Source organism: Oribacterium sp. Sow4_G1_1 (assembly GCF_052116105.1).
Lineage (GTDB): Bacteria > Bacillota > Clostridia > Lachnospirales > Lachnospiraceae > Oribacterium.
Genome location: NZ_JBQKLS010000001.1, coordinates 284,919 through 311,863 on the forward strand (window position 1 = coordinate 284,919; position 26,945 = coordinate 311,863).

The 26,945-nt window shown below is 54.8% G+C and carries 25 protein-coding genes; 2 read left to right on the forward strand and 23 right to left on the reverse strand.

The features are described 5' to 3' along the window. Positions 1 to 66: 66 nt before the first annotated feature. The 3 genes from ACTQ52_RS01300 to ACTQ52_RS01310 all read right to left on the reverse strand — a co-directional run bounded on the left by ACTQ52_RS01300 (position 67) and on the right by ACTQ52_RS01310 (position 4,071). On the reverse strand, positions 67 to 2,136 hold the full coding sequence (locus ACTQ52_RS01300; protein WP_441981571.1) for an ATP-dependent helicase: 2,070 nt from the start codon (positions 2,134 to 2,136) through the stop codon (positions 67 to 69). Then, positions 2,136 to 3,434, reverse strand: coding sequence for a glycoside hydrolase family 10 protein (locus tag ACTQ52_RS01305; RefSeq protein WP_441981552.1), 1,299 nt, complete (start codon positions 3,432 to 3,434; stop codon positions 2,136 to 2,138). Before ACTQ52_RS01305 ends, ACTQ52_RS01300 begins: the two co-directional genes overlap by 1 nt. Positions 3,435 to 3,507: 73 nt before the next feature. Then, positions 3,508 to 4,071: a hypothetical protein gene (locus tag ACTQ52_RS01310; protein ID WP_441981553.1), complete on the reverse strand. Its 564-nt coding sequence runs from the start codon at positions 4,069 to 4,071 to the stop codon at positions 3,508 to 3,510. A 358-nt stretch (positions 4,072 to 4,429) separates the two neighbouring features. Between ACTQ52_RS01310 and rsmI the strand changes: the two genes are divergently transcribed. Then, a complete protein-coding gene (gene rsmI, locus ACTQ52_RS01315; protein WP_441981554.1) occupies positions 4,430 to 5,281 on the forward strand; it encodes a 16S rRNA (cytidine(1402)-2'-O)-methyltransferase in 852 nt (283 codons plus the stop codon). Between the two features lie 234 nt (positions 5,282 to 5,515). Here the strand turns inward: rsmI and ACTQ52_RS01320 are convergent, their stop codons facing one another. The 5 genes from ACTQ52_RS01320 to ACTQ52_RS01340 form a co-directional block, all read right to left on the reverse strand. After that, positions 5,516 to 5,818, reverse strand: coding sequence for an AzlD domain-containing protein (locus tag ACTQ52_RS01320; protein WP_441981555.1), 303 nt, complete (start codon positions 5,816 to 5,818; stop codon positions 5,516 to 5,518). Beyond that, positions 5,818 to 6,645: an AzlC family ABC transporter permease gene (locus ACTQ52_RS01325; protein ID WP_441981556.1), complete on the reverse strand. Its 828-nt coding sequence runs from the start codon at positions 6,643 to 6,645 to the stop codon at positions 5,818 to 5,820. The genes ACTQ52_RS01320 and ACTQ52_RS01325 overlap by 1 nt, the downstream gene beginning before the upstream one ends. Before the next feature lie 201 nt (positions 6,646 to 6,846). After that, a complete protein-coding gene (locus ACTQ52_RS01330; protein ID WP_441981557.1) occupies positions 6,847 to 8,166 on the reverse strand; it encodes a hypothetical protein in 1,320 nt (439 codons plus the stop codon). 147 nt (positions 8,167 to 8,313) lie between these two features. Then, the gene (locus ACTQ52_RS01335; RefSeq protein ID WP_441981558.1) at positions 8,314 to 10,986 is read right to left on the reverse strand and encodes a hypothetical protein; all 2,673 of its coding nucleotides are present in this window, start codon (positions 10,984 to 10,986) and stop codon (positions 8,314 to 8,316) included. Between the two features lie 13 nt (positions 10,987 to 10,999). Continuing rightward, positions 11,000 to 13,498 (reverse strand): efflux RND transporter permease subunit, encoded by a 2,499-nt coding sequence (locus ACTQ52_RS01340; RefSeq protein ID WP_441226752.1) that lies wholly within the window; start codon positions 13,496 to 13,498, stop codon positions 11,000 to 11,002. A 299-nt stretch (positions 13,499 to 13,797) separates the two neighbouring features. On the opposite strand from ACTQ52_RS01340, the gene ACTQ52_RS01345 reads away from it, so the two are divergent. Beyond that, entirely contained in the window at positions 13,798 to 14,391 is a 594-nt protein-coding gene (locus ACTQ52_RS01345; RefSeq protein WP_410043157.1) for a TetR/AcrR family transcriptional regulator, read from the forward strand. Positions 14,392 to 14,522: 131 nt separating this feature from the next. On the opposite strand, the gene ACTQ52_RS01350 is transcribed toward ACTQ52_RS01345, so the two are convergent. The 15 genes from ACTQ52_RS01350 to ACTQ52_RS01420 form a co-directional block, all read right to left on the reverse strand. Continuing rightward, a complete protein-coding gene (locus ACTQ52_RS01350; protein WP_410043158.1) occupies positions 14,523 to 14,765 on the reverse strand; it encodes a DUF1858 domain-containing protein in 243 nt (80 codons plus the stop codon). Positions 14,766 to 14,820: 55 nt separating this feature from the next. Next, positions 14,821 to 15,591 carry an adaptor protein MecA gene (locus tag ACTQ52_RS01355; protein ID WP_441981559.1) on the reverse strand — a complete coding sequence of 257 codons (771 nt, stop codon included), beginning with the start codon at positions 15,589 to 15,591 and terminating at the stop codon, positions 14,821 to 14,823. Between the two features lie 188 nt (positions 15,592 to 15,779). Further along, complete coding sequence (gene dnaB / locus ACTQ52_RS01360) at positions 15,780 to 17,138, reverse strand: replicative DNA helicase (RefSeq protein WP_410043160.1); 1,359 nt, start codon at positions 17,136 to 17,138, stop codon at positions 15,780 to 15,782. Between the two features lie 89 nt (positions 17,139 to 17,227). After that, positions 17,228 to 17,674, reverse strand: coding sequence for a 50S ribosomal protein L9 (gene rplI / locus ACTQ52_RS01365; protein ID WP_410043161.1), 447 nt, complete (start codon positions 17,672 to 17,674; stop codon positions 17,228 to 17,230). Then, positions 17,674 to 19,707 carry a DHH family phosphoesterase gene (locus ACTQ52_RS01370; RefSeq protein ID WP_441981572.1) on the reverse strand — a complete coding sequence of 678 codons (2,034 nt, stop codon included), beginning with the start codon at positions 19,705 to 19,707 and terminating at the stop codon, positions 17,674 to 17,676. Before ACTQ52_RS01370 ends, rplI begins: the two co-directional genes overlap by 1 nt. Before the next feature lie 124 nt (positions 19,708 to 19,831). Further along, positions 19,832 to 20,095 (reverse strand): 30S ribosomal protein S18, encoded by a 264-nt coding sequence (gene rpsR / locus ACTQ52_RS01375; RefSeq protein WP_410043162.1) that lies wholly within the window; start codon positions 20,093 to 20,095, stop codon positions 19,832 to 19,834. Between the two features lie 43 nt (positions 20,096 to 20,138). After that, positions 20,139 to 20,624, reverse strand: a complete 486-nt coding sequence (locus ACTQ52_RS01380) for a single-stranded DNA-binding protein (protein ID WP_410043163.1) — start codon at positions 20,622 to 20,624, stop codon at positions 20,139 to 20,141. Positions 20,625 to 20,647: 23 nt separating this feature from the next. After that, on the reverse strand, positions 20,648 to 20,992 hold the full coding sequence (gene rpsF, locus ACTQ52_RS01385) for a 30S ribosomal protein S6 (RefSeq protein WP_410043164.1): 345 nt from the start codon (positions 20,990 to 20,992) through the stop codon (positions 20,648 to 20,650). A 223-nt stretch (positions 20,993 to 21,215) separates the two neighbouring features. Then, a complete protein-coding gene (locus tag ACTQ52_RS01390) occupies positions 21,216 to 21,401 on the reverse strand; it encodes a DUF951 domain-containing protein (RefSeq protein ID WP_410043165.1) in 186 nt (61 codons plus the stop codon). Between the two features lie 117 nt (positions 21,402 to 21,518). Beyond that, complete coding sequence (locus ACTQ52_RS01395) at positions 21,519 to 22,199, reverse strand: GNAT family N-acetyltransferase (protein WP_441981560.1); 681 nt, start codon at positions 22,197 to 22,199, stop codon at positions 21,519 to 21,521. Positions 22,200 to 22,305: 106 nt separating this feature from the next. Next, the gene (locus ACTQ52_RS01400; RefSeq protein WP_410043167.1) at positions 22,306 to 23,304 is read right to left on the reverse strand and encodes a DUF2156 domain-containing protein; all 999 of its coding nucleotides are present in this window, start codon (positions 23,302 to 23,304) and stop codon (positions 22,306 to 22,308) included. A 73-nt stretch (positions 23,305 to 23,377) separates the two neighbouring features. After that, positions 23,378 to 24,628: a hypothetical protein gene (locus ACTQ52_RS01405; protein WP_410043168.1), complete on the reverse strand. Its 1,251-nt coding sequence runs from the start codon at positions 24,626 to 24,628 to the stop codon at positions 23,378 to 23,380. Next, on the reverse strand, positions 24,618 to 25,334 hold the full coding sequence (locus tag ACTQ52_RS01410; RefSeq protein ID WP_410043169.1) for a hypothetical protein: 717 nt from the start codon (positions 25,332 to 25,334) through the stop codon (positions 24,618 to 24,620). Before ACTQ52_RS01410 ends, ACTQ52_RS01405 begins: the two co-directional genes overlap by 11 nt. Continuing rightward, entirely contained in the window at positions 25,331 to 26,233 is a 903-nt protein-coding gene (locus tag ACTQ52_RS01415; protein ID WP_410043170.1) for a hypothetical protein, read from the reverse strand. The genes ACTQ52_RS01410 and ACTQ52_RS01415 overlap by 4 nt, the downstream gene beginning before the upstream one ends. Continuing rightward, positions 26,230 to 26,925 (reverse strand): TasA family protein, encoded by a 696-nt coding sequence (locus tag ACTQ52_RS01420; protein WP_410043171.1) that lies wholly within the window; start codon positions 26,923 to 26,925, stop codon positions 26,230 to 26,232. The genes ACTQ52_RS01415 and ACTQ52_RS01420 overlap by 4 nt, the downstream gene beginning before the upstream one ends. Positions 26,926 to 26,945 lie beyond the last annotated feature (20 nt).

The following is a 26,945-nucleotide window of genomic DNA, read 5'->3' on the forward strand; positions in this document are numbered from 1 at the left end:
CAGCATCCGGCATTGAGGACTGGCGATCGATGACGCATTTAGGGTCCTCTGTCTGAACTGTTACCCTCAGCGCCGGTTACGTCCGGTGATGCTGATGTAGCCGCTCCAGCTGCTGGGTGCGGTGCCGCTGTACGTCGGGGCCGGCTTCACGCTGCTCTTCTTCGGCATCCGCTGGAAGAGCTCATCGCAGAAGCTGGAGTGCTGGGTCTTCATCGTGAAGACGTACAGCTGGTCCTTCGCGCGGGTGATGCCGACATAGAAGAGGCGTCGCTCTTCTTCGTAGGCTTCGAGCTCCGCCTTTTCGGCCTTTTTCAGGTCCTTCGGAATCTGCGCCGGGAGGACACCGTCGATGACGTCGAGGAGATACACGCTGTCGTACTCGAGGCCCTTGCTGGCATGGATGGTCGAGAGGATGAACGGGCAGTCCCGCTCCGACGACTTCTCCTTCAGGACCTGTCGGAGCTTCTCGAGGCGGTCGACGAGATGGCGCGGGCTGTCCTCCTGATCCGCGAGGATGCGGAGGATGTCAAGCTTCGTGTCCTTGATCTCGCTTCGCTCCATGTACTCACGATAGCCCATGTACTCGACGATGCGATAAACCGCGCGGCCGGCGCTCTCCTTCCGCAGGTTCCGCATATGGGTCTGAATGGCGCGGACCTTTCCCTTGGTATAGGCATTGAGCCCGCCGTGTTTGAGCGCCACATCCCAGACGGAGAGGCCCTCGAGCTGACTGATGTCTGCGATGCTCTGCGCATCCTGCTTGCGCAGATAGGTGCCGAGCTTGTAGTAGAGCTGCATGAAAAGCTCCGTGTTCAGCGGGTTCTCGGCGAGGCGAATGATGTTGCAGATGTCGAGTACGACCCGGTTCGTGAAGAAGCCAATGTCGGCGTTCCGCATCTTATATGGCACGCCGTTTCGTTCGAGGAGGTCGATCAGTGGGAGCGCGCATTCGTGATCCCGGTAGAGGACCGCGATCGGAGACAAGCTTCTACGCCTGTCCGCGTGCAGCGTGTCGGTCGCCGGGCCGCCATCCGCTCTCTCCTTCACTTCGTCGGCTGCGACCGCCCGTTGTTCCTGATCCGCTGCATACGCGGCCGTACAGCCCTCCGCCACCTTCAGGAGATAGCTGTACTGGGCCTTCCGGTTCGCGAGCGGGATTTCCCGGATCTCGCGCTGCTTCGGTCGGGCGGGCTGCATGTGCTTTTCGTGGCGCAGGGTGTTCTTCTGGATGAAGCGGTCAGCGGCGCGGACGATGCTGGCATCCGAACGGAAATTCTCTTCCATCAGGAGGACCCGGGCACCGGGATGATGCTGCTCAAACTCGAGAAGCGCATCGGGATAGGCCGCACGGAAGCCGTAGATGCTCTGATCCTCGTCGCCGACCATGAAGAGGTTTTCGGTCCGGGACGCGAGGAGGGCGATGATGGCGTGCTGGATCTTCGAGGTGTCCTGGGCCTCATCGACACAGATGTACGGGTACTGCTGCTGGAAATGCTCGCGCAGCCACGGGAAGCGCTGCAGCATGGTATAGGCATAGACCATCTGGTCGTCGTAATCCATGAGCTGATGCTCCCGGAGCTCTGCATTGTATGCCTTATAGATCCGGAGAAGCTGGATCTCCGCGTCCTTTTCGAGCGTCCGGATTTCCTCCTCCCCAAGCATACGGTTCTTGATGAAGGTGATGAGGGTGCGGACATTCTGCAGGTCGCTCTCGGTCGGATAGCTGTGCTCGATCCGCTGGTAGATGCCGGCGAGCATCGCAGCGATGCGCTTTTCATCGGTGAGCAGCGAAAACGCGGTTCGACCGCTCTTCCAGCTGCAGTACTGGATCACGCGGGCACAGATGCCGTTGATGGTGCGGAACTCGAGGCGCCCGGCCATCTGTGCTCCGAAGCGGCATGCGAAGCGCTCCGCCATGTCCTTCGTCGCCGCTACCGTATAGGTCACCGTCAGGATCCGCTCCGGTGCGATGCCCTTACAGAAAATCATATAGCCGAGCCGCGTCACGAGCACGGTCGTTTTACCAGAGCCCGGCACCGCGAGAAGAAGCACCGGGCCCTCGACGGACTGTACGGCGCTCTCCTGCTGCTGATTTAACTGTATCGGAAATCGACTGGTGAACTCGGTCCAGGTCATCACTGAAATACCATCCTTAAGTTCGCGAGCTCTGCCTGTGCCGCAGCATCATCGAAGTTCTGGTACGCATAGATGCCGAAGCCGCTCACCTGGCCGCTCTGTCGTGCGAGCTGCACCTCCCGGAGGAGGATATCACTGCGGCGGAGCCACTCCGGCTTCGCATTGCCGTCCCAGGCAGAGGTGCCGCACTTGTAGAGTGCGAGGCCGACGTAGAGCTTCACCTTCCCACCGGTCTTCTGACGAAGCTGCAGCCAGCTGCCGAGGCAGTTCGCATACGCAGCATCCGACGCCACACCGCTGCCGGTCTTCTGCTCGAAATCGAAGTAGATCTGCGGGAGCACGTAGTCGATGTAGCCCGTGTGACTCATCCATGTGTCAATGTCTACGAAGTAACTCTTCTCACTTCGCAGATTCCGGAGCGGCCCCACCGGGCTCACGCCGAACACCGCAGACGGACGGACCGCATGCACGGTCTGGTACACGGCGGCGATGAGGGCCGAGACATTGGCCTTCCGCCACTCCGTGATCGACGCGTTCCCGCTGTAGAGCTGGTACTCCGGGTAATCGAAGTTCGTCGCGGCATCCTTTCCGAGATCCGGGTAGAAGTAGTCGTCGAACTGCACGCCATCGATCGCATACTTCGTGAGTACCTCGCGGATCGAGGAGACGACGAGATCACGCACCGCCGGCTGTGCCGGATTCAGGTAATAGTTCCCGTCGAAGAGCAGCACGTTCCGGTTGCCGGACGCATACCACTGCTTCACGATGGAGCCCGCCGGCACATCCGACCACTTCATCTGGTAGCCCGTCACGCGGTACGGGTTGAACCACGCATGGAAGCGGAGGCCGTGCCGGTGCGCGCTGTCGATCATGTACTGGAGTGCGTCGAAGCGGCCGTTTCCAGGGAGAAACTTCGATGTCGGAAGTACGGAGGACGGATAATACGCATCCGAGTGACTATGCACATGGCAGAAAATCGCATTCATGCCGTTCTTCTGGATGTCGGACATCACCTGATCTGCCGCGGCCTTGAAGCCCGCCTCATCCGTCGGCATGTTCTGCCAGTCGAGGTAGGAAAACCACGCACCGCGGAGCTCGCCGCTGTCTGCGCCCGAGGCACTGCCCGCGGAGGTGCTGCTGCCTGCGCCGGAGACATTGTCCCCCGCCGGACTGCCCGTCCGCGTCATGCCTCGGCCCACGACGCTCGCCGCGTATGTCTCTGTACCACCGGTCCACGCTGTCGCCCCGAACATCGTCACGACACAGAGTACCATGGCTGCCAAACGTTTAAAATTCATGCTTCCTCCTCTCATCGGTCCCCGAATATGAAAAAACGCCGCAGGAGGCCCTGCGGTGTTTTCGTCTCGTGTCTTACTGAAGTGTTACAGTGCACTGGTTCAGCTCGAAGTTTGCAGCGTAGGTGTCGGCTACAGCCTTCTCTGCAGTTGCCTCATCGAGGCCCTCACCCGGCTTAAAACCGGACAGTGTCAGTACACCATCCTGTACCGCCATGGTATCCTGTCCCTCCGGAGCGCCCGGGCCGGCCAGAACGGTCTCACCCGTATCGACCTTCTCGAAGCTGACGAGGGTCGTGCCCTCTGCGACGGTGCCCAGCTCGATCAGCTTATCAAGCAGTGCCTGCTCGTTGAGCTCCTCTACGGAATCCATCACCTGAGACATCTTGCCATTGACCATCGCATATACCATCACGGTATCTACGACCGGTGCCGTCGCATCCGGCTGACGATTCGCCGGGAGACCATTCTCTGCATTGGTCTCTACCTCTGCAGCCGCCTTCGTAACAGCCGAACCATCCGGCGCGGTCTCCGCTGCCTTTACGGTCTCCTGTGTCTGATCATCTGCCTTCTTACCACATCCTGCAACTGCCATACAGATCATCGCTGCCAGGACAAGCATCGCCATGAGTTTCTTCATCTTTTTTCTCCTCATCATCGTCCGGTACGTGACTACGCGGATATATGCGCATATACGCAGCACCGGCGACCGATTTTATATACTCTGTAAGTAAAAAATAAAGCCCCGAAGAGCCTTTTAATCATTCGTAATATAGCAGAGCACTACTATATTTGCAAGTAATGTGCTGAAATCTTAAACATTCTGAAAAAAATTAATAGTTTATAGGAAGCGTTTCGTTTACAATGGAGCTTAACGATGCAGCTCCCGCCGGGGACGCCGGTCGCATATGCCGGTCGGCCAATGTCGTCGACCGCCCATGTTCTCGCGACGCGGATCGTGACGGTCCCGGAAGAAGCTGCAGTTATGGAGGTTTACAATGGCAGGAACACTGTATGTATGCGCGACACCGATCGGTAATCTCGATGATATGACCTTTCGCGTGGTGAAGTGCTTACAGTCCGTCGACGTGATCGCCGCGGAGGATACACGAAACTCGATCAAGCTGTTAAATCATTTCGAGATCAAAACGCCGATGACGGCGTACCATGAATTCAACAAATACGACAAGGCCCGGGCGCTGGTGCAGGATATGCTTGCCGGGAAGAGTGTCGCGATCATCACGGACGCCGGCACGCCTTGCGTTTCCGATCCGGGGGAGGAGCTCGTCCGGCAGGCCGTCGAGGCCGGCATCACCGTCACCTCGCTGCCGGGACCGGTCGCAGCCGTCACCGCCCTCACGATCTCTGGACTCCCGACCCGCCGCTTCGCCTTCGAGGCCTTCCTTCCGACGGAAAAGGCAAACAAGAAAGAGCGTCAGCGCATCCTCGAGGAGCTGCGCACCGAGACCCGCACGATGATTCTCTACGAGGCACCGCACAAGCTGCGTGTCACGCTCCGGGATCTCGCGGACGTCCTCGGCCGTGAGCGCCGCATCTCCCTCTGTCGTGAGCTCACGAAGAAGCATGAGGAAGCGATCCGTACCACCCTCGGCGACGCTATCGCACTGTATCAGGAGGAGGACCCGCTCGGCGAGTATGTGCTCGTCATCGAGGGGCGCTCTCCGGAGTCCATCACCGAGGAGGCGCAGGCGAACTGGAACGCCATGCCGCTCGCGGAGCATATGCAGCACTACCTCGATCAGGGTATGAGCGAGAAGGACGCCATGAAGGCCGTTGCGAAGGACCGCGGCGTCTCGAAGCGTGATATTTATACCGAATTGAAGACGTAGCGAAAGCCACCAGAGGACGACCACTGGAAGCACAGTACTGCGAGAACGGAAGAATCTAAAATCCTACCCCTAAGAAGTACTAGGCCCTCTGCAATCACTGAGTTTTCTTGATGAAAACTCAGCGTTGCAGAGGGTGCTAAGGAAAAATTACTCCAAGTACTTCTAAGGGGTAGGATTTTGATTCTTCACGTTCTCTACGTATGGCTTTCAGTGGTCGTTCTCTGGCGTCTTCCGTTACAGTATCATCTCAAGTACAAACACCGTCACGCTGCAGGCTATCGCGGTCGGGAAGAGTCCGCCGCCGAACCAGGCGATGATCATGCCGAGCAGGAGCGAGGCGAGGCCCGCCATCGGCTGCGCGGTCGCGTCCATGATCGCCGGGAAGGTCATGACCGCCAGGGTCACGTACGGCACATAGTAGAGGAACGAGCGGATCGTCCGGTTCTTGATTTCCTTCCGGATGAGTGTCAGCGGCAGCACACGGATCAGGAACGACACGAAGAACATGATAAAGATATACACATATTTCTGATGCATCACTTCGTGTCCTCCTTTCCTGCAGTGACCGCGTTATCCACATTTTCTTCGAGCTTCTCCACTTCTGCATCCAGCGCACTCTTCATATCTGCCGCGCTGATATCGACCCCCTCACCCTGAGCCTTCTCCTCTTCATCTGAAATCGGGAAGAGGACGGCACCGGCACCGGCAATCAGGACCGTCAGGATGATGATGCGCGTGCCATCGCTGAGCTGTGAGATCCAGGGTGCACGTGCAAAGATGAAGCTGAGCAGCATGGATACTGCCACCAGCAGACGTACGATCCGGTCCTTCCGCGCCGGCGGCATGATGATGGCGAGGAACATGCCGTACAGGAGTACGCCGAGCGCACTCACGACATTCGCCGGCAGGATATTGCCGACCACGACGCCGAGGCAGGTGCCGAGGGCCCAGAAGCTGAGCGCACACACCGCGAGTCCGTAATTATAAAATGGATTCAGCTTGCCTGGTACCGTCGCGGAGGCACCGAAGATCTCATCCGTGATCCAGAAACCAACCAGCAGTCGATGACCGAGCTTCGTATCCGCCGGCAGCTTCTGTGAGAGCGCCGCCGACATCAGAAGGTAGCGCGCATTCGTGATCGCCGTGATCACCGCCATGGTGAGGTAGGAGGCATTGCTCGCGATCACCGTGAAGCCCGCGAACTCACCTGCGGAGGCATTGCACAGCAGGCTCGCGAGCGTCGCCTGAAACGCGTTGAGTCCTGCGTTCCGCGCCGCGATGCCAAGCGCAAACGACACTGCAAAATATCCCGCCGCGATCGGAATACCATCGCGTAATCCCTTTGAAAACCACTGTTTGTTCATCTTCTCTTACAGGCTTCCCTGCCTGTTCTCCCTATGTAAAGTCGACAAACAGTATAACGGAGTTTCTCAGGAATGTTAAGTGGAATCTGCCATATCTGATATTTATATCACAAATTCACAAAAGATCCCCGGCGAGCTGCTGGCAGAAGTACGGTGCTTCTGCAGACAGCCCTCCGGGGACCTGGCTTCACGTATATAAAATTATCTGTTCAGGCAGATGCCGTCGGCTGCGAAGCTGTAGGTTGCGCCGCCGATCTGCTGTGTGCCGGTGTACATGGTGCCGCAGGTCGCGCCGACCTTCGACTCGAGGTAGTACCAGTGGCCGTTCCACTCGAGCCAGCCGGTGTGCATGTAGCCGTCTGGGTCGAAGTAGTACCAGCTGCCGTTGATCTGGCGCCAGCCCTGGTTAAACGCTGTGCCGTTCACGATGTACTGCCAGTGGTAGGCGACACGGTTCCAGGCGCCGTCCTGGCTGCCGGTCGAGGCCGTGGTGCCGAAGCGGGCTGCGCTGCCACGAAGCTTCGTCGCGAAGTCACCCTCGACCGTCGCCTGATAGCTGGAAAGGAATGCCCACTTATCGTCGATCTCATAGTCCGAGGTGTCCGCTGTATATCCGCCGGCACGTCCCCACTCAGAGGTCGCGATGTTGTAGTACGCCGCGTCGTTCTGCTTCGGCAGGGCACGCACGGTCACCACGAGCGAGTTGTTCGCCGCGGAATTCACATACGCGCTGACATCCTTGCTTGTGTCCGTGGTCTTGCAGCGGGTGGTCTGCTTCTTTCCGTCGTTCAGCGTATAGCTGATCTTCAGCTCGTACTGGTTTGCAAACTCCGTGAGTGCATCCCACTTCGCGACGCCGTTCACGATCCCGCCGTTTGCGACGGTGAGCGTCTGATAGCCCTCATCGCCCGTCGGCAGCGCGCGCACCGCGACACCGACCTGACCGTTATAAGCATTGGCCACCGCCGACGCGATGCTATAGTGACAGTTCTTCGTCGTATGATGCGTCGTGGTTTCGTTGCCGCTCTTATTTACATAGGTCGTCACGATCTCGTATTTTCCGGCGTATGGCACCTCGGCCCACTGTGCCTCTGTGCCGTTGATCGTCACGGTCGGTGCAAGCAGCTCGTAGAACGGGTACACCAGCAGGCGGCCCGTCGCCTCGGAGTTATCCACCGACACGGTATCCACATAGGTGCTGCGGATGCCGGTGCCGATGATCCGGAGGTCGTCATCGAGATCCTCGCTGTCGCTCTGGATCGTGAACTTCACGGTCGCCGGAATCGTCGGATTCGCGCTGCCCATCGCCGACCTCGCCTCTGGGGAGAAGGCCACGGTCAGCCCGTTTGCGTCGTCATCCGATACCTCGTACTCCGGGAAAAACGCCGTGCCCGCGCTGTAGCTCGGTATAGAATCCGTGTCCGCGTTGATCTCGATCGACTTGATCATCGCCAGTGCCGGCGACGCCATCAGTGCTGCGAGCGCACCGGTGATCATCAGTGTTTTCTGTATCTTTTTCATAGTGCTTCCTTTCCGCGCCATCCGCCCGCGTCCTGGGCCAATGCTTCCATCAGCCCTCGCTGCGGGGGATGCGGCGAAACCGTGTCGTTCGGGCTGCCGCACGCTGCGGATCCGCCACGCCACGGGGATCTTCTCTTCCTCTACGTTTTAGTCGTCCATGCCGAGCAGGGAACGAACCGTGTTCCAGAGCTTCACAAATACCGCCTTGATTCTGCCGAGGAGGGTCGTCGATGCATCCGGAACCTCCGCATCGAGGGTCTTCGTCGTGTCATCGTCGACGGAAATCTCATCCGAACGGCAGATGATCGCGATGGAGGTCGGCTCCTGGTTCTGATCACTCGTGAGGGAAACCTTCGTCGCCTCCGGGTCCATGTTCAGGAAGTTGTTGTCTGCTTCCTCCTCATCGAGCTTGTTATTAATCGTATCACGAAGATTGCGTCCGGTGGACTTAAAATCCTTCGTATCGTCGACGATCTTGTTCGTGTTGTCGATCGCCATGTGACCGACCTTGAAGGAGTTGTCTGCCGCTGCAGAGAAGTCAGGCTCTGCGGAGCGAAGCGTCGAGTTCAGATTCTGAAGCGCCGTCGCTGCATCACCGGAGGTCTTCTGAATCTGGGTCAGCACATTCTCGGAATCCTCGAGGGTCTTCTGCACATCATCGTAGTACGCATTCATGATGCCGATCAGCTCATCGATATCACTGATCACGCTGCGAAGTGTGTTCAGCGTCTTCGCCGCATCGAATGCCACCGCACCACCATTGTCCATGATCTCATTGAGATCCGATGTGACGCTGTTGATGTAGTCGACCAGGTTCTCGGCCGCATCACTGTCGACGAGACTGTCGGTCGCATTCAGGATATCTTCGATGGCACCGGTAAGACCATTCACATCATCTGCAAGCTGCGATGCACTGGAGCCAATTGCAGTCTTATTAAGAGCCGAAGCATCCTCTTGAAGTTTTGTGAAATCCTTAAGATGATTACCGTAAGCATACTTCTCTTGATCTGTTAAGCCACTGCTTACTATTGCCTTCTGAGTTTCTGTCTGGATCAGGGCTTTAACAGCCTTTTCCTTTGCTTCCTCACCTCTCGATGATGCAGAGAGCGTTGGCGCAAGTGCTGTTGCCACATCTCCACCAGACGCTGCTGTTGCAAGTGCTGTCCCCACAGACTTTGTTATGGTTTTCGTATCGGTGATACCCATATTCTGAAGCGCAGTTGCGAGGATATAGATGGTGTTCTTCTGCGCAGTCAAGGCTGCTTCCGGTAATTCACCACTGGCCACAAGCGCCTCATACACAGCCTCGCCTAAATTCGTATTTAGGTTCGATCCGGCCTCAGTTTGCGCAGATGAAAACTCATTCTTTATTGCTTCCGTACATACTTCTTTAACCTTCGCTACATATTCTTCATTGCTTTCCTGACCGCTCTGCGCAATCTTAGCTGCTTTCTGAATCTTCTTAATACGAGTTTCGATTTCATCTGTTACTGCGGCAGATGCTGATGTGTTTGCGTTTACACCCGTTGTATGATTCTTTACATGTGAAAGTCCGGCACCGACTGCAAGTTCCGACGCACTCGCCTTGAACTCCTCCCGATTCTTAGAATCCGTCAGATTCTTGATATCGGTATTCACCTGTCCGAGCGTCGATGTCACGCCATGGATTTCATCCGACATATCCTGAATCTGCAGGTTGTCGATGCTGGTGCCGCTCATGGAGCTGCCGAGCCGCTTCAGCTTCGTGCTCAGGCTCTTCAGCTTCGCGCTCGAGTCCATGAGATCCGAGTCGAGGGTGTTCAGGTTCTGGTTTACATCATAGACCATCCACTGTGCGGTCTTGAGATCGTCGTTCAGCGGGGTCAGGGTGCCGTTCAGATCGCGGAGATCCTGGATGGCGACGTCATTGCCGTCGAAGATGACCTGCGCGTTGCCGTGGATCTTATTCTTGCCGGACTGCAGCTGCTCGAGGATCTGGTTTGTGATCTTCAGCTGTGCGCTGACATCGGTCACATCATCGAGGACGTTATCGAAGTCGTCGAGCATGGCGTTCGTATCATCACGGAAATCATCCTTGATGTCCTTGAGATCCTTAATCTTGTTCAGCGCACCGACGGTGCCCGGGGTCATCGCGAAGATCGCGCCGACCGACTCGAACTGATCGGTACCGAGACGAACCTGGAAGTGTCCCTCCTGGCCCGGGAGCGCAGTGAACACGATACCGGTATACTGGCCGAGGGTCATGGTCTGGCTCTCCGGTGCATCGACCGAATAGCACTTCTGGATGTCGACCGGAATCGCCACGAAGAGCATCATGTTGTCCTGCATGTACTTCGACACGCTCTTGTTCGGCGTGCAGTCGATGTCCATCTCGACGAGGCCGGACGCACCGGCGATCTTATCCGCATCGGTCACCACGCCGTTCAGCTTATAGGTGATGTCGAAGGTCCACGGTGCCTTGATTTTATCCGGCTTCAGCTCGCCCTGGAAGAAGAACTTTCCGTTCTTGTTTTTCTCGAAGGTGATGGAACCGTTCTTGATCTCCGGCTTCTGCTCATCGGTCATGTTGGTGATCTTCAGATAGTCACCGAAGTCCGTGTAGCTGCTTGTGCCGTTGAAGTTGATGCCCTTCACGACATTGGCATCACTGACGTTGCCATAGTAGTCGAGGTTCAGGTACAGGGTCTCATCGACATCTGCGGTCGCCTGTCCGGCATACGCCGTCATCGGTGCGACCAGGATATTTGTGGTAAGGCAGCTTAAAAGCACTGTGTAAGCCGCCGTTTTTTTCATCATTTTCTGGACTGAATGCTTTCTCATTGTCCTCACTCCTTCACTTTTCGCTTGATGCTTCGTGGTCACTGTTTTCAGATGCGGTTTCCTTCACTTCGTCTTTCGTGATGCTGCCGGCGGAGGTATCTCCCTTCGCGGTGGAGACATTGGCTTCGGACGCTGTGCCCTGGTCAATGCTTCCGGCGGAGGTATCTATCTTCGCGGTGGAGACATTGGCTTCGGAAGTGGCTGTGCCATGTCCACCGAGGAGCTCCTTCACCCGCTGGTGACGGGCACGGCGGCGTTCGCGGAGACCGAGGATCGTTTCATTGATCGCGGCTCTACGGCGTGCACGCTTGGTGGCAGCCGGCACGGTGATGAAGCGGTCGGCCAGCTGCAGGAGGCACGGCATCAGGAGGGTGACGAAGGTCACGGAGAAAATCGCGCCTCGTCCTACGAGATGGCCTACCTGGCTGATCGCCGGGATGGACGACATGAAGCTGATGACATAACCGCAGACGATCAGGATGACACCCGATGTCAGGATGGACGGGAAGCTGAGCTGCGTCGCACGGATCGCAGCCTTCCGCTTATCCGGCTCGACGGCACGAGTCTGCAGGTAGTTCTCGGTCGACGAAATCGCATAGTCGATGGTGGATCCGAGCTGTACGCAGGAGACCACGGCGTAGGCGATGAAGATGAGCTCCCGGCCGGCGAAGTACGGGAACGCCATGTTCACGTAAATCGCCATCATGATCGGAATCATCGCGATGATCGGCATCACGACCGAGTGGAACGAGATCGCGACGACGATGAAAATACAGATCATCGCGAGACCGTTGACGAGGTTATAATCCGGGATCAGGACGGTTTCCATATCCTGGGTCGTCGGGGTGTTACCGGTGATGTACGCCTCGCCCGGGTAGTAGCTCTTGATGATGTCGGAGACCTCATCCGAGTACTTGAAGGCGGTCGTGGATTCCGGTTTCGTTCTTATATAGATGAGCAGTCGCGCATAGCCGTCCTTATGGAAAAGCTCGGTCACAGAGCTCGGAAGGAAGCTCTCCGGAAGTCCCTCCGGAAGGTAAGCCTCCATGCCGGTGACATTCTTTACATATGGAAGATCTTCCAGTTTATCGCAGAGCTCCTTCTCCTTCAGCCGATCGGTATCCGGGAAGATCGCGACGAGCAGATTGCTTCGACCGAACTCCTCGTCGATCGCCGCGGAGTTTTCATACATCGAGGTTCCAGGTCCGGCACCCGTCGCATCCGGGCCGTACATGAACTTGTTCATGCCCTGTGCGAAGTAGATCGGACCAGCCACCACGAGGGCAGCCACCAGGATGATCGGGCTTAATTTATTGACCGCGATACTGAAGCGGTGAAACTTCGGCAGGAACGGCTTGTGCTTCATGCGGTCGATACGGTCAGACCAGCTGAGCAGCAGGGACGGCATCAGGAAGATGACCATCAGAAGGGAACAGATGATACCCTTCGCCATCGCGATACCCATGTCCCAGCCGATGCTGAATCGCATGAAGACGAGGACGATGAAGCCGAAGAAGGTGGTCAGTGAGGAGGCCAGGATGGTCGTGATGGTACTCATGAGGCCCTGCTTCAGCGCAGCGACCTTTTCGAGGCCCTGCTCACGCTGTCGCTCATATGCATGGAGCAGGAAAACCGCGTAGTCCATCGAGGTGGCGAGCTGCAGGATATCCGAGATGTTGTTCGTGATATACGAGATCTCGCCGAGAAAGATGTTCGTTCCTTTATTCAGTACGATGGCACAGCCGATGATCGTCAGGAAGAGAACCGGTTCGAACCAGGAGGTCGTCGTAAAGAGGAGGATGATGAAGATCAGGACGACGACGATGCCCATGACCTGCTGCATCTCTTTCTTTACGTTTTCCTCGATGAACTTATTCGTCGGCGACATGCCGACGAGGTAGCCGCGGTCACCGATCAGATCATCGATTTCCTGGATGGCCTTGTGCGTTCGCTTCGAGGTATCGCCCTCTTCGAAGGTGATATCCATGACGGCGTTGTTATCCTTATAGTAGTCATCGATATCATCGTAGTTGATGAACTCGGAGGAGCCATAGACCTGCGTCGTCAGGTCACACCAGATGACCTGGTCGACGCCATCGATGGCCTCGATTTCATTCTTATACTGCTTCGCCTCATAGAGAGTGACATCCTTCAGCATCAGTCGTCCGGTACCCGGATAGCCGAAGACATCGCGCATCTTATTGATGGCGATCTTCGAATCCACATCATTCGGAAGGTACTTCGTCAGATCGTAATTGACCGAAACGAGTGGATAACATAAACCGAAGAAAACCACCAGCAGAATGATGAGATTTCGGATGCCCTTGTTATGATCGACGATGAAGTCGGCGAGATTTCCGTGCTTATACTCCTGCTTCCTCGCTTTTTTCGCTTCCTTCTTCTTTTTGTGGGCTTCGATGGCTTCATCCTCCGGAAGGTGGATTTCATTTCGTGCCTGCTTTACAGACGCTTCTCTGGCAGTATCCTGCGTTTTCTTCTTGAATAAGCTCATGTTGCTCTCTCCTGCACTGTCTTTTCGATGAAAAAACAAGTTTTAGTATGTCCCGCCACTGAATCCACGACATTTTGCGTTTTAATTGATACGAGTTCTTTATTAACCTGCGTTTCATTTATTGACACATGTCTATTTCTGTGGTACTGTCCATTATATAGACGAGCGTGCAAATTATCAATGGTCAATTTTGGCCACTTGGTTTATAAATAAACATTTTCATAATATGTGTCTAACACGTGTGAAAAACCACGAAATATATATATTCAGGCTGTTAATGGCCTTTGGAGGGTATGGATATGGGAAGTTCTATAAAAGAAAATGATACGATGGATCGTCGTATCCGAAAGACCAGAGCCGCACTAAAGGGTGCACTGGCGAATCTGATGCTGGTGAAGCAGGTGAAGGATATCTCGGTACGAGAGCTCACCGATCTCGCAGATGTCAATCGTGGCACCTTCTATCTGCACTATAAGGATGTCTTCGATCTCCTGGAGAAGACCGAGGATGATATCCTGGAGGAGTTTAAGGAAACGCTGAACGAATTTGACGAGAAGAGTGTTTCAGATGATGCGACCCGCTTCTTCGAGAGTGTCTATACGCTCTGTATGAAAAACGGCGATTTCATCCGCATCCTGATCGGCGAAAACGGAGATATCCGTTTCCTGAACAGTCTGAAGGAGCTGGTCCGTGAGAAGTGCCTGAATGAGTGGTCCTTCATCACGAAGAAGCAGCGCCCGGAGCAGTTCGACAGCTACTATGCCTTCATCGTCGGCGGACTGATCAGTCTGCTGCAGTACTGGTTCTCGAGCAACATGAAGGAGACCCCACACGAGCTCGCCATCATCACCGGCGATATGCTGAGCGGCGGACTCTCGATGAAGTCGAAATAAAATATGAATGCTGGATACGTAACCATTCAGGCAGTGGGGAACCTGGAGGAGGCGGTACTGCCTGAACGGTTGCAGAGCGTATAAAAAAACAGGGCGCACATGACGCCCTGTTTTTGTGTTTCGGTTTGGATTTATGCTTCCGGCTGCTCTGTCTGCTGTGCCTTCTGTGCCTCCTCGTACTCGAGCAGTACATCATTGAGGTCGGCCGTCAGCATATCACAGTCGATGCCGTGCACCATGCAGGCCTCTTCCAGTGACTCCATCATGGATGACGGGCAGTACACACAGCCCATACCATTCTGCATCAGAAATGGAGCGATCATCTCATTCATCTGAAGCAGATCGCCGATGCGCATATCCTTCGTAATCGTCATAATTGTGTTCTCCTCTTTCATGGCTGCGTTCTGCAGCCTGTCTATGTTTCTATCCTCAGATGCTTCTCAGCTTCTGCAGGGCATTTTCCTTCAGGAAGAGCTCATAGTGCTCACTGAAATATGCCTCATATAGCTCATTCTCCTTCAGCTTGCTTCCATACTCCGAGAGGAGATTAGACGCACGGTTGAGTGCATTGGCCCCACCCTTTCCGGCATGAAGAACGAGATAGAAGTGATGGTCCTGCGGGTCCTTATACAGGGTATTCGGACCATCATAGATGTCACCGATGGCAGTCGCTGCATCGATGACACGATCCAGGGACTGGAAGGCGTAGATGCGATAAACATCCGTATCGTCATCGTGGCGATCCGCATCTGCTTCCGCATGTCCGTCCGGTCCACTCGTCGCGGTGTTTCCACCATCCAGTGTATTCGCCTGCTGCGATGCCTTATCCTTCATTTCCTGAAGAAGTCCATGTGCACCCTCGAGAATTTCACTTGCGAGCTGAGAGATCCAGCCGCTCTGACTGCCGGCGGCAGCCGCTGTAAATTTCGAAAAGCGTGTGTCGAGCTCTTCCGGATCATCTACTTTTGAAATCACGAGCTGAATCGAACCGCCCTGAAGCGGTACGGCCTCGATCATCAGAGGTCCGCTGTCGGCGGTGAAGCCGACCTCGTTCTGCGCTTTCTGCATCATCTCCGTGAACAGTCGCTTCGCGGCTTCTGACCCATAGGTCATATCCCGGAGATTGATGTTACGAGAGCTCAGATCCAGGCTCGTCAGTGTGCATCTGATGGAGTTGTCATCAATTCGTTCAATTTTCATAATGGCGCCTCCTTCGCTACCGGAAGAACTCCGGTATTTATATTCAGATTATAGTAACTGAAAGCGGTATAAAATGCAAATCTCTACATGAGATTTTATAAAACTTTTACGTGCAACCGCAGATTTCCGTCTGATTCTGGTGAAATCTGCAGAAGCCGCACGTTCTTACATCCTCATCCTGCGTCTGATCAGTGATTGTCGCGATCGAGGGCAGCGTTTACAAATCGTGTATACTCTGCCTGCCATCCGAGGATGACGGTACCGATCGGACCGTTACGCTGCTTCGCGATGATGACCTCCGCCTCATGCGGATGCTCCGTATCTTTATTATAGTACTCATCACGATACAGGAACATCACGATATCGGCATCCTGCTCGATCGCACCGGACTCTCGCAGGTCGGACAGCATCGGACGATGATCCGGACGCTGCTCTACCGCTCGCGACAGCTGGGAAAGGGCGATAACCGGACACTTCATCTCTCGTGCAACCGCCTTCAGGGAACGGGAGATCTCCGAGATCTCCTGCTGACGGCTCTCGCCGCCACGTCCGCCACCGGACATGAGCTGGAGGTAGTCGATGATGACGAGGTCGAGTCCCTTTTCGAGCTTCTGCTTACGGCACTTGGAGCGGAGCTCTCCGACCGTAATACCCGGTGTATCATCGATGGTGATATTTGCATCTGCGACACGGTCGACGGCATTGATCAGCTCGCCCCAGTCCTCATCCGTGAGGGAACCCTTACGGAGCTTATCTGCATCGACGAGCGACTCCATCGAGAGCATACGGTTGACGAGCTGCTCCCGGCTCATTTCGAGTGAGAAGATCATACATGGCTTCTTCTGCCGTACGCCGACATTATCGAGGATATTCAGGACGAAGGCGGTCTTACCCATGGACGGACGAGCCGCTACGAGGATGAGATCCGAGCGCTGAAGCCCTGCGGTCTTATAGTCGAGCGCTTTGAAGCCCGTCGGGATACCGGTGATCTGTCCACCGTTCTGTGCGGCTTCCTGGATGTTCTCGAGCACCTTCATCGCGACGGTTGCGATATCCTCACTGTCGCCGGTGTTTCTGGTTTCCAGGAGCTTGAAGATCCGCTGCTCCGTCTCATTCAGGATCGTATCCGCGGACTCCGTGCCGCTGTAACACATATTTGCGATATCTTCGTTCGTCCGGATGAGCGTACGGAGAATCGACTTCTCCTTCACGATGGTGCAGTAGGATTTTACATTGGCACTCGTCGGCACCGACATGACGATATCACGGATCACCGCGATGTCGTATACCTCCGGCGGGATGTTGCTCGTCGCCTTCAGCTTCTCCGACAGCGTCACGAGATCGACCGGCTGATCCTTCTGATAGAGCTGGGTCATCGCGTCGAACATGAGACTGTACTGCTTCTGATAGAAGTCCTCCGGGCGAAGCATCTCCGCAGCAGTGGAGACCGCATCCTTATCCCGGAGCATGGCGCCGATGACACTCTGTTCGGCTTCCTGACTGTGGGGAACGACCCTGGTCAGAATGTTTTCATTATTCTCTGCCATACTACTCCTGTGTGATTCTGTGTAAACCTACCGTATCGGATGTTCCTGCAGGATCTCCCCACAGAACATCGATATGGGATATGTCACGCTTATTCGCTGATCACAGAAACTTGAAGAACCGCCGTGACATCCTTATGAAGCTTGACGTTTACACGATAACCGCCCAGATTCTTCATCGGTACATCGCAGGAAAGCTTCTTCTTATCAACCTCGATGCCGGCCTGCTTCTTCAGCGCTTCCTGTACTTCCTTCGTGGAAACAGAACCGAAGGTCCGTCCGTCCTTACTGGACTTGATCGGGATCGTAACCTTTACCGCCTCGATCTTCTCCCTCAGCTCCTGTGCCTCCTGAAGCTTCTCGGCTGCGATCTTCGCATCGTTCTGCTTCTGAAGCTTCAGTGTGTTGAGATTCTTATTATCTGCGAGGACACCTGTCTTCGACGGAAGAATAAAGTTCCGTCCGTAGCCCTCGGATACCTCTACGATTTCACCCTTTTTACCCAGTGACTTTACATCCTTTAATAAAATAACCTTCATTATGAAGCCTCTCCTTCCTTAATCATCTCGTCGATGGCCTGCTTGATCGTGGCGATCGCCTCTGGCAAGCTGCCCTCGCGAAGCTGCGCCCCGGCGATCGTGCGATGTCCGCCGCCGCCGAGCTTTTCCATCAGTACCTGTACATTCATCTCATCGATGGAGCGTGCAGATACATAGATGATATCATTATACAGTGTCAGTACGATGCTGGCCTTGATTCCGCGAATGTTCAGCAGCTCATTCGCAGCCTGCGCACACACGACCGTCGGACTCTCGAGTCCCTTCGGTTCGATCGTACTGAAGGCGTACGCGTCGCGGTAGATCTCCGCACTGGAGATGGCCGCTGCCTTCGCCTGATAATCCTTGAAGTTCTCACGGAAGATTTTCCGGATACGTGTGATATCTGCACCACAGCGGCGGAGATAGGCCGCCGCCTCGAAGGTTCGTACGCCGGTCTGCACCGTAAACTCCTGTGAATCGATGACGATACCGCCATACATCGCATCTGCCTCCGGCCCCTTGACCTTGATTCCGTCGGCGATGTACTGCATCATCTCGGCGATCATCTCGCAGGCACTCGACGCATACGGCTCACAGTAACTGAGCACCGCGCCCTGAATCGTCTCACTGCTCTGACGATGGTGATCGAAGACCACGATCGTCTTACATGCCCGGAGCAGCTCCGGTTCGTCGATGATGGATGGACGGTTACAGTCGACCACCACGAGCACGGTACTGTTATCCACCATCTGCAGCGCCTGCGCACCGGTGATGAACATATCCTCCGGATAGTCAGCGCTCTGCAGGAAGCGCTCCTTCAGCGGCAGAATCGGTGCCGTCACCGTATTTTCGACGATGTAGCATCGCTTTCCGAGTTCCGTCACCATCCGATATACACCGGCGGACGCACCGAGGCAGTCCACATCGCTGTTCGCATGGCCCATGACGAGCACGCGGTCCCGTGTTTCCAGGAGCTCCTGGAAGGCCTGTGCCTTCACACGCGCCTTCACGCGGGTTGCCTTCTCCTGCGTCTGCGTCTTCCCACCGAAGTAGGTCAGATTTTCGTTTGACTTCACGACCGCCTGATCGCCACCACGACCGAGTGCCATATCGATGGAGGTATGTGCATACTCATAGTTCTTCTGATAGGAGTCGGCACCATAACCGATACCGATACTCAGTGTGACGGCCATTTCATTGCCGATGTTTACATTTTTCACCTCTTCGAGAATCGAGAAGCGATCCTGAAGCATACGATCGAAATACTGCTCCTTCAGGATAAAAACATATTTATCCTTCTCCAGTTTATAGATCAGTCCATTCACCGACGAGATATAGTGGCTGATCTTTCGATCGATCAGCGCTGTCAGCAGTGAACGTCGAACCTCCTCGATCTGTTCGCGGACCTCATCGTAGTTATCGATGTAAACGAGACCGATGACGATATGCTCCTGATTGAGCTGCGTCCGAAGTACCGTTTCTTCCGTTTCATCCCGAAGGTAAACCGCGATGGTTTTCTGATCCGGCGCATACAGCGATGGCGCACTGCCATCCTCTGTCGTAACCGCTGTCCTCATCAGATCGACGAGATATTTTCGATCCTGATAATCCGAGTGGATCTCCAGGATAACGTCATCCTCCTCCAGCATCTCCTTATGGATATTCGGAAACATCTGCAGGATATTCCGGGCATCCGGACGATTCCCGGCGATTTCACGAAAGCTGCGGTTCGCCCACAGGACATTGCCACGCTCATCGACCATACAGTATGGCGTCGGCATCTCATCGAAGATGGTCGTATGCACCTCACAGGCGCCGATCGCGTAAGCCTGCAGTGCGCCCTGCAGCTTCGACTGACGTGTAAAGTACAGCAGCAGCGCAAAAGCAGTGGCGATGAGAATAAAGGGCAGCAGGATCAATGCGCCACGCGGTTCCGTCAGCCAGAGAACGATATCGCCGAGCAGCAGGATGGCGATGATAACAATTGGCCAGGCCAGATATATATCGATGACACTTTGTGTTTTTTTCTTCATCATAAGCTCTCCCTGAAACGAAGGCATAGCAATTCGAATACGATTATAGCATAAACCGGTATACGAAAAAAGCTGTACCGGAAAACTCCGGTACAGCCTCGTCTTCTTTTCAGTCAGGCTGAAATTAATCTACCTGGTATGGAAGAAGTGCTACGTGTCTTGCTCTCTTAACTGCAAGGGTGATCGCTCTCTGGTGCTTAGCGCAGGTTCCAGTGATTCTTCTAGGAAGAATCTTACCTCTCTCAGAGATGTACTTTCTTAATGTAGCAACGTCCTTATAATCGATAGGCTTAGCCTTCTCGCTGCAGAATACGCAAACCTTACGTCTGCTGCGGAAGCCGCCGGCTCTTCTAGGTCTAGCTGGCTTATCTGACTTCTGAAATGCCATGGTTAATCCTCCTTGTAAAATGTCACAAGGGCATGTCCTCACCTTAATTAAATGGGAGACCCTCGTCCTCTACCCCATCAGGTATATTCATAAAACCATCACCGATCGCAGCACTGCTCTGCTGGCCGCCATGTGACTGCTGTCCATAGCTGCGGTTTGCGGAATAGTTTCCACCATTTCCAGCCGATGCGTTCTTGCTCTCTGCAAACTCCTGATTCTCTACGACGACATCCGTGGTGTAGACCTTCTGGCCTTCCTTGTTCGTGTAGCTTCCGGTCTGGATTCTACCCTCAACCACGATTTTGGTGCCTTGACGCAGGTACTTCTCAGCGAACTCTGCAGAACGTCCGAATGCTACGCATCCGATAAAGTCTGCCGTCTGCTGATCCTGGCTGGCGCCATCCTGTGAGCGGCGCATACGACGATCCACTGCAAGCGTATATCTTGCGATCGCCATCTGGCTCTCACTCTGTGCGTATCTGATATCCGGATCTCTGGTTAATCTACCCATGAGGATAACTTTGTTCATTGTTTTTCTCGCTTTCCGCTTGCTTATTCAGCTTTCTCTTCTGCAGGAGCAGCTTCCTCAGCTACTGGTGCTTCAGTCTCAGCTTCTGGCTTAACAACAAGATATCTGATAACTGGTTCCATAATACGAAGCTGGCTCTCGAGCTCGTTCGGAGTCTCGGAATCACCTGTGAATGGGATAAAATAGTAGAAGCCTTCCTTCATATGCTGAATCTCATATGCAAGTCTCTTCTTGCCCCACTCCTGGATGTTCTCTCCGACAGCGCCACCGAAACGAGTAACATACTCCTTAATCTTCTCGATTGCAGCTGCTCTTTCATCATCTTCGAGCTTCGCACTCAGAACAACACATAACTCATATTTGTTCATCTGCTTTTACCTCCTTTTGGTCTCTGGCTTCCGCTCCTGGGCGGAAACAAGGAATTTAGTCATACGATATTGCATCTTAACAGAAAACAAAGTTGTTTGCAAGCTATTTTGATTGAAATTTGCAACTTATTTTTTTCGGATTTTCCGTGCTTTTTTCTGCTTCTGCACGTCCTCCGATAGATGATTCTATCCTTTTATACAGTATCATCTATCATCTGCCGCTTCATTCCGGCGTACGGATGTGCCGGATCATCCCGTCCACCTTCGCCCTCGGAAGCATCAGAAGATGCCCACATCCCGCACAGCGAAGACGGATATCGGCCCCCACACGGAGGACGATCCAGTCATCTGATCCGCAGGGATGCTTTTTTTTCGCACTGATGATATCTCCGACATGGATTTCTGTCATACACACCTCTTTCTATGCCACGTTCAACGATCCGATCAGACAGTGTACCATCCGATCATAGCTTATGCCCGTCGTGGATCATCCGATCTTACGATAAAATCGTTCCACTGCATACTTTTATACAGCTTCTGCGATATAGATCCGCTGCTGCCGAAGCCAGTGGATCGCCTGCGCCCGGTCGGTCTCCTCCGGGAGACCACTGAACGAAAGGAAATCCGGCAGCGAGAGGATCCTCGCCATGATGACCGGGTGCGCCGGAAGCCCGGAATCGGACAGTTCATCTGCCTCCGCCGCCATCGCCTGCTGCGCCTGCACACGACGTACATAATCATCGTTTTCTTCTATATATACGTCATACGCCTGCTGCACCGCCGCATAGTCTGTGGCCTTCGTGGTCTGAAAGTCACATACCGTATGGAAGTCGAAGGGCTGATAGATGGCTTCATCGACGGGGAGGAGGAAGCAGAACGGGATATGCGCTTCCTCCATCAGCTGGAAGCTGCGGCGAAGAAGTGCTGCCATACAGCCCTGATGGCGTGCCTCCGGTGCTGTCGCCACCGCATAGATATAGTATACACGGGCACGCGTGCCTTTTTTTGTACACATCACAAATGGATTCAGATGCGCCATCGCGACCAGCTGTCCATCCTTCCACATCGCAAGGATGATGTTGTCGCTGCAGCGATCCTGATAGTACCAGTCGAGAAAGCGTGCACTGTCCTCCGGAAATACCCGCTCATACAGTTCGCGTGTCCCTGCTTTTTCTTCGCGTGTTCGTAACACTCTGATTTCTGTCATACGATGTCTGCTCTTTTCTGATGCTCTGCATCGCTGTCTGGTTCTGCTGTATCGATGTGCATCCATGCACTGCACTGAGCAACACCGAAACCGCCGTCCCACGTACTCATCCTTCGGATGCGGTATGTTCGTACTGATCGATCTCCGCCTCATACCGGTCGGTGATTTCTGCCTGCCAGCCAGTGAAATCCGTCTGGAGGAGCATGTATTTCCGTGCATATCCGCACGGATTGTAGCTTTCCTTCGCGCGCCGCAGTCCTTCGAGTCCCAGATCGTCCTCCCGGTTGACGAGCGCAGCCTCCGGAAATTCATGGATGAGAAACTGCTGATTGATGATCTGATAGATACCCGGAATGTCTGCATTGCCCTTCTCGACACTGATGCAGGCCATATTCTCACGAGGGTTTAAGGCGCCCATGGAAAAGGCCTCCAGCTTTCCATCGATAAAGATGCCACCGATGTGGTAGTCCGGGAGAGAGAACTCCGACTGAAGCACCTGGTGAATTCCCTTCACCTCGTACTCCAGTGATGCTTCGGCTTCCTCATCCCCGGAGTGTTTCGCATACCACTGATCGAGAAATCCCCAGATCGTCAGCTTATCTTCGGCATGAAGTGTACGATATTCCCAGCGTCCTTCATATTCCCGGCAGAACTTGTTCACGAGATTCTTTTTCTTGTGAAACTTCTTTCCCGGCAGCGTCCGGAGCTCCTCTCCATCGTAGAGATAGTCCCGGAGATCGCGCTCCTCCTTTACGAGGAAGTGCGGATCCTCCTCGAGCTTCAGGAGCTGCACAGCCTCTTCATCTGCGAGATAGATCTTCAGCGGCTTCTTCAGCACCTCATTAAAGTACTGACGAAGGAGATCGAAGTAGTATGGCAGATCCGTCTCGCTGCAGTATGGCATCGCGGAGAAGTACTCATCGCCGTTTTTCATCTGTACGAGTACCGCCCTCTCATCGACGATGGCCGTCTTTACATCATAGTACTCGCTCCATAAAAATGTATCCAGCACACCGCTGTCACAGGTCTTATTCGGACGCATCGCGTAAAATGGGGCCATACGCGCTGCCTCCTTCGGATTCGCCCTGTTAAAATGTATATCCATAAAACCTCCTGTTTTTCATAGTAATCGCTTACAGTATATACATTCCCTCCCCGAAATAAAAACTTAACTTTTTCTAAAGTGTGCTCGGGGTGGCGATTTTCTCAGCATCCGGGCACGCTGCGATGGCCGTTTCATCGGGCAGCATTTCTTCCTCACCTCCTTCTTCTGGTGTTTTCTGTAACACATCCGTTTCCTGCGACGCATTCGTCTCCTGTGCCTCGATCGTCATCATCGCAGCTCCCGCCATCACCTCCTCGGCACAGATATCTTCATACAGCTGCGCGCTCATCGCTGCCGCTTTTCCGCCTAGAAAGGACATCATCGGGCTTTCTTTTCGTTTCGTCTTAGGAAGTCCGCTTTCTTCCGATCGACATGGTCCGTTCAGCTCCGCCCCTACACCGAGCTCTGTCAGCTTCCATCCGACGAAGGCATAGCGTTCTGCTGTCGCCCCGGCGGATGCCCGCCCGCTTCTGCGCCCGGATGAAGTGCTTTCCCGGAGCTCCGGCAGTGACAGATACGTGAGGTTCTCTGTCAGCGTCTGATACGAGGTGCTCCCCGCCGACGGCACTGCGGCTTCCTCTGTCGGGTCATGCAGTGCATAGCGGATCTGATAGTAGAGATCCTGGTAGCGCAGTCGAAGCAGGCGCTCCATCATCTGCTCCCTTCGTTCGGGATGGTCCCGGTGTACGGCATAGGCCCCGAGGTAGATATCATGAAGCAGAAACTCGTCCGGCAGCCCGCTGAAGATATACTGCTCTCCGAGCGCCTCTTCCTGCTTATAATACAGATAGATTTCCGGCGGATCCGGCACGATGAAGCGGATCGGCTGACAGTTCTTTTCGTCCTCGATTCGAAACTCCCGGTTATTGATGAAGACCGTCTCGAAGCTTCCACTCGTGCTGTAATCCGTATACTCCTCCGAATCGATGCGGATACTCGAGCCCGCCCGCTGGATCTTCGTATTCAGAAAACCATCGTGCTGACCAGATAGACCGATGGCCTCCTCCATGGTTTCAAAAAAATCATGATATTCCGCATGTGGATTCTCCGCGAAGTTAAGCTTGATTTCCGGGATACGGATCAGCAGCTTATCCCGGGGGATACCCGACGCAGCGCTCTCGCCCGCCGGTCGCAGACTCTTCACTTGAACATTTCCTGTGATTTCCACTTCGACGGTATTGTCATCCGCATCCATATGAACGATGTAGGCACGGCTCTGTCCACCGGACATCGTATCGAAGCAGATGTCTGCCCGCGCGCAGAAGCTGACGCTGAGTGACAGTGCGATCGACAGCATCGGCAGTCGCAGCGCTCTAGCTTCCATGGCTCACCTCCCGGATCCTGAGTCCGCGCGCCGTCGGCAGACGGTAGTACACCACGGCATAATTCTCACCCAGGATGCACTCCTGCTCCGCCACCGTCGCGATACAGCGATAGCAGGTCGTTCCGAATCGAAGCGCCTCCGGCTCGAAGCAGTTCTGCGCTGCACTCGCCGTGCCGATATCCACATAGCCCGCCCCGTCGATGCTTTTCTGCCAGCGGTAGCTGCTGTATCCCCGTGGCTCAGTCAATGCAGTCTCACCGGCACCCGCCCGGTACAGGTAGCGGATCCCGCTGACCGGATCCGTGAGCGTCAATCCGCCTGCACTTCGTCCGGCCGGAAATCCGAAATGCCGGATGTAGTCCTCCTGTGACATCCCTTTATCCTCCAGTATATGCTTCGTGATGCCCCGGTCATTCCAGAGCCCATCGAGCTGATAGCGATGATTCGCCGCATGATAGGAGAAGCTGATGGCCTGCACCTCTCCTGTCGCCGGGATGAAGCACTCCTCCACGCCCAGCGGAAGCACCTCCGCCGGCTGAAACGGTGCACCGACATCCCCGACATCCTGCCAGAACAGCACATCCTGCTCCGCCGCCAGTGCGCGTAACAGACTGCCCTCCAGCAGTGCCCATACGCTGAGGACAAGCAGTGCCCGGAAAAAGCGTGTGTTCGCTTTTCCACGGTGGCTGCATCTGCACCTGATCATATCGCCTCCTTGCTTACGGAAATATCCGCACTCACTTCCTTCCCATCGAAATAATCGTACGCCTTCGCCTGAATCCCCTGTGATGCCAGCGTGATTTCATATACAGGGGAACGCACCACCCCGGCCTCTGCCACGAGCTCATAGCGCACATACTGCGGGATGTTTCGCTGTAGTGTCAGCAGCTTCGCTGCATCGAAGCTGCTCCACTGCATCTGACTTCCAGGCGTTCCTGCGCCCTCCATACCAACGGCACGATACCAGCGGATCTCCTCGATCGGGTGTGAGCCCGCCTCGACCAGCTCCGACAGAAGCACACTTCGACTGCGTGTCGGGATCTGCAGCTCGCCACCCGTCAGGTCGAGAACGCCGGTGACCGGCCCATGCGTAAAGCCGGATGTCCCATCCGCACTGGTCGCTGCACGAAGCAGCAGCTTTCCCTTCAGCGCGAGGACGCCTTCCGGCAGTGCTTCTGCACCAGGGAAGGACAGAACATAGTCCAGCACCAGACGTTCACCTGCATCGAGGCGAAGAACCGCATTCGTGCCTGCTGCCGTCCCACTGTTTCCGCCTGTACCAGACGACGCTGTGCCCGTCGTTCGTTCGAGTCGTACGCGACGTTCCTTCTCCTCTGTTCCATTGACATAGAGCACGTGCTGATCGCTGAGATAGACCGGAACACTGCTCTCATTTCGTATCTGAAACTGTACCGTCAGTCGGCTGTCCTTCTCGATTTCCTTCGGTATCGTTCCGTACGATGGTTTCGAAACCGTAAGTCCCATCGATGCGGCGGCGGCCCGTATGCTCGCCTGCTGCTGATCCGTAAAATACGCTCCAGCCCCACAGAGCAACACGAGCATCAGAAAGATGAGTGTGAGGAGAAGGTTGAGCCGCCGTCTCATGATGCCTTCTTAGACTCATTGGCGACGATCAGCCCCTGGATATAGGCGAAGTTTGTGGCTGCACCATCCTGCTCCAGATTTTCCTTCTGGATCGCATAGATTTCTGCGCCGACATCACATTTTCCACCGGCGAAGCTGTTATCGGCACTCGGACTCAGCCGCAGCGTGAGATTCACCGGGATACCATTCGCCTGACTGTCCAGAACACCATGACCGACGATGAACTTTGCGACCTTACTGTCCTTCGACAGCGAGAGAAACTTGAGCGAATTCGCCTTCGAAAGCTCTGCCAGCGGGATGTCATTGACCGTACCGCCGCCGGCAACGCTCCCGGCTTCATCCTGCAGCATTTTGATTTCCTCCGGCGTCAGCGGCTTTCCGGTCATCTGAATGAACCACTCCACCGGATCCGACATCGGGATACTGGAGGTCAGTGTCACCTCAGAAAAAACGATGGCATCCTTCGAGCCGACTTCCTTTTTGATCGTATAGACGAGATCCCGGGTATCACCCGGCACCATATTCGCGACCAGATCGTCCGAAAACTTCGTCTTATCGACGGTGATACCGAGCTTCGCAGCGGTCGCCGACACCTTGATATCCTTCTTATCTGTGAAAAATGCATAGGCACCCGCCAGGACCGAAATCGCTGTCACCGCCATCACACCCGCCATCAGTATTCGTTTTTTCATGTTCATCTCCTTTTCTTTTT

Bases quoted from the DNA above. Each gene is read 5' to 3' on its own strand.
- ACTQ52_RS01300 (WP_441981571.1), bottom strand. From the start codon at position 2,136: ATGACCTGGACCGAGTTCACCAGTCGATTTCCGATACAGTTAAATCAG.
- ACTQ52_RS01305 (WP_441981552.1), bottom strand. From the start codon at position 3,434: ATGAATTTTAAACGTTTGGCAGCCATGGTACTCTGTGTCGTGACGATG.
- ACTQ52_RS01310 (WP_441981553.1), bottom strand. From the start codon at position 4,071: ATGAAGAAACTCATGGCGATGCTTGTCCTGGCAGCGATGATCTGTATG.
- rsmI (WP_441981554.1), top strand. From the start codon at position 4,430: ATGGCAGGAACACTGTATGTATGCGCGACACCGATCGGTAATCTCGAT.
- ACTQ52_RS01320 (WP_441981555.1), bottom strand. From the start codon at position 5,818: ATGCATCAGAAATATGTGTATATCTTTATCATGTTCTTCGTGTCGTTC.
- ACTQ52_RS01325 (WP_441981556.1), bottom strand. From the start codon at position 6,645: ATGAACAAACAGTGGTTTTCAAAGGGATTACGCGATGGTATTCCGATC.
- ACTQ52_RS01330 (WP_441981557.1), bottom strand. From the start codon at position 8,166: ATGAAAAAGATACAGAAAACACTGATGATCACCGGTGCGCTCGCAGCA.
- ACTQ52_RS01335 (WP_441981558.1), bottom strand. From the start codon at position 10,986: ATGAGAAAGCATTCAGTCCAGAAAATGATGAAAAAAACGGCGGCTTAC.
- ACTQ52_RS01340 (WP_441226752.1), bottom strand. From the start codon at position 13,498: ATGAGCTTATTCAAGAAGAAAACGCAGGATACTGCCAGAGAAGCGTCT.
- ACTQ52_RS01345 (WP_410043157.1), top strand. From the start codon at position 13,798: ATGGGAAGTTCTATAAAAGAAAATGATACGATGGATCGTCGTATCCGA.
- ACTQ52_RS01350 (WP_410043158.1), bottom strand. From the start codon at position 14,765: ATGACGATTACGAAGGATATGCGCATCGGCGATCTGCTTCAGATGAAT.
- ACTQ52_RS01355 (WP_441981559.1), bottom strand. From the start codon at position 15,591: ATGAAAATTGAACGAATTGATGACAACTCCATCAGATGCACACTGACG.
- dnaB (WP_410043160.1), bottom strand. From the start codon at position 17,138: ATGGCAGAGAATAATGAAAACATTCTGACCAGGGTCGTTCCCCACAGT.
- rplI (WP_410043161.1), bottom strand. From the start codon at position 17,674: ATGAAGGTTATTTTATTAAAGGATGTAAAGTCACTGGGTAAAAAGGGT.
- ACTQ52_RS01370 (WP_441981572.1), bottom strand. From the start codon at position 19,707: ATGAAGAAAAAAACACAAAGTGTCATCGATATATATCTGGCCTGGCCA.
- rpsR (WP_410043162.1), bottom strand. From the start codon at position 20,095: ATGGCATTTCAGAAGTCAGATAAGCCAGCTAGACCTAGAAGAGCCGGC.
- ACTQ52_RS01380 (WP_410043163.1), bottom strand. From the start codon at position 20,624: ATGAACAAAGTTATCCTCATGGGTAGATTAACCAGAGATCCGGATATC.
- rpsF (WP_410043164.1), bottom strand. From the start codon at position 20,992: ATGAACAAATATGAGTTATGTGTTGTTCTGAGTGCGAAGCTCGAAGAT.
- ACTQ52_RS01390 (WP_410043165.1), bottom strand. From the start codon at position 21,401: ATGACAGAAATCCATGTCGGAGATATCATCAGTGCGAAAAAAAAGCAT.
- ACTQ52_RS01395 (WP_441981560.1), bottom strand. From the start codon at position 22,199: ATGACAGAAATCAGAGTGTTACGAACACGCGAAGAAAAAGCAGGGACA.
- ACTQ52_RS01400 (WP_410043167.1), bottom strand. From the start codon at position 23,304: ATGGATATACATTTTAACAGGGCGAATCCGAAGGAGGCAGCGCGTATG.
- ACTQ52_RS01405 (WP_410043168.1), bottom strand. From the start codon at position 24,628: ATGGAAGCTAGAGCGCTGCGACTGCCGATGCTGTCGATCGCACTGTCA.
- ACTQ52_RS01410 (WP_410043169.1), bottom strand. From the start codon at position 25,334: ATGATCAGGTGCAGATGCAGCCACCGTGGAAAAGCGAACACACGCTTT.
- ACTQ52_RS01415 (WP_410043170.1), bottom strand. From the start codon at position 26,233: ATGAGACGGCGGCTCAACCTTCTCCTCACACTCATCTTTCTGATGCTC.
- ACTQ52_RS01420 (WP_410043171.1), bottom strand. From the start codon at position 26,925: ATGAAAAAACGAATACTGATGGCGGGTGTGATGGCGGTGACAGCGATT.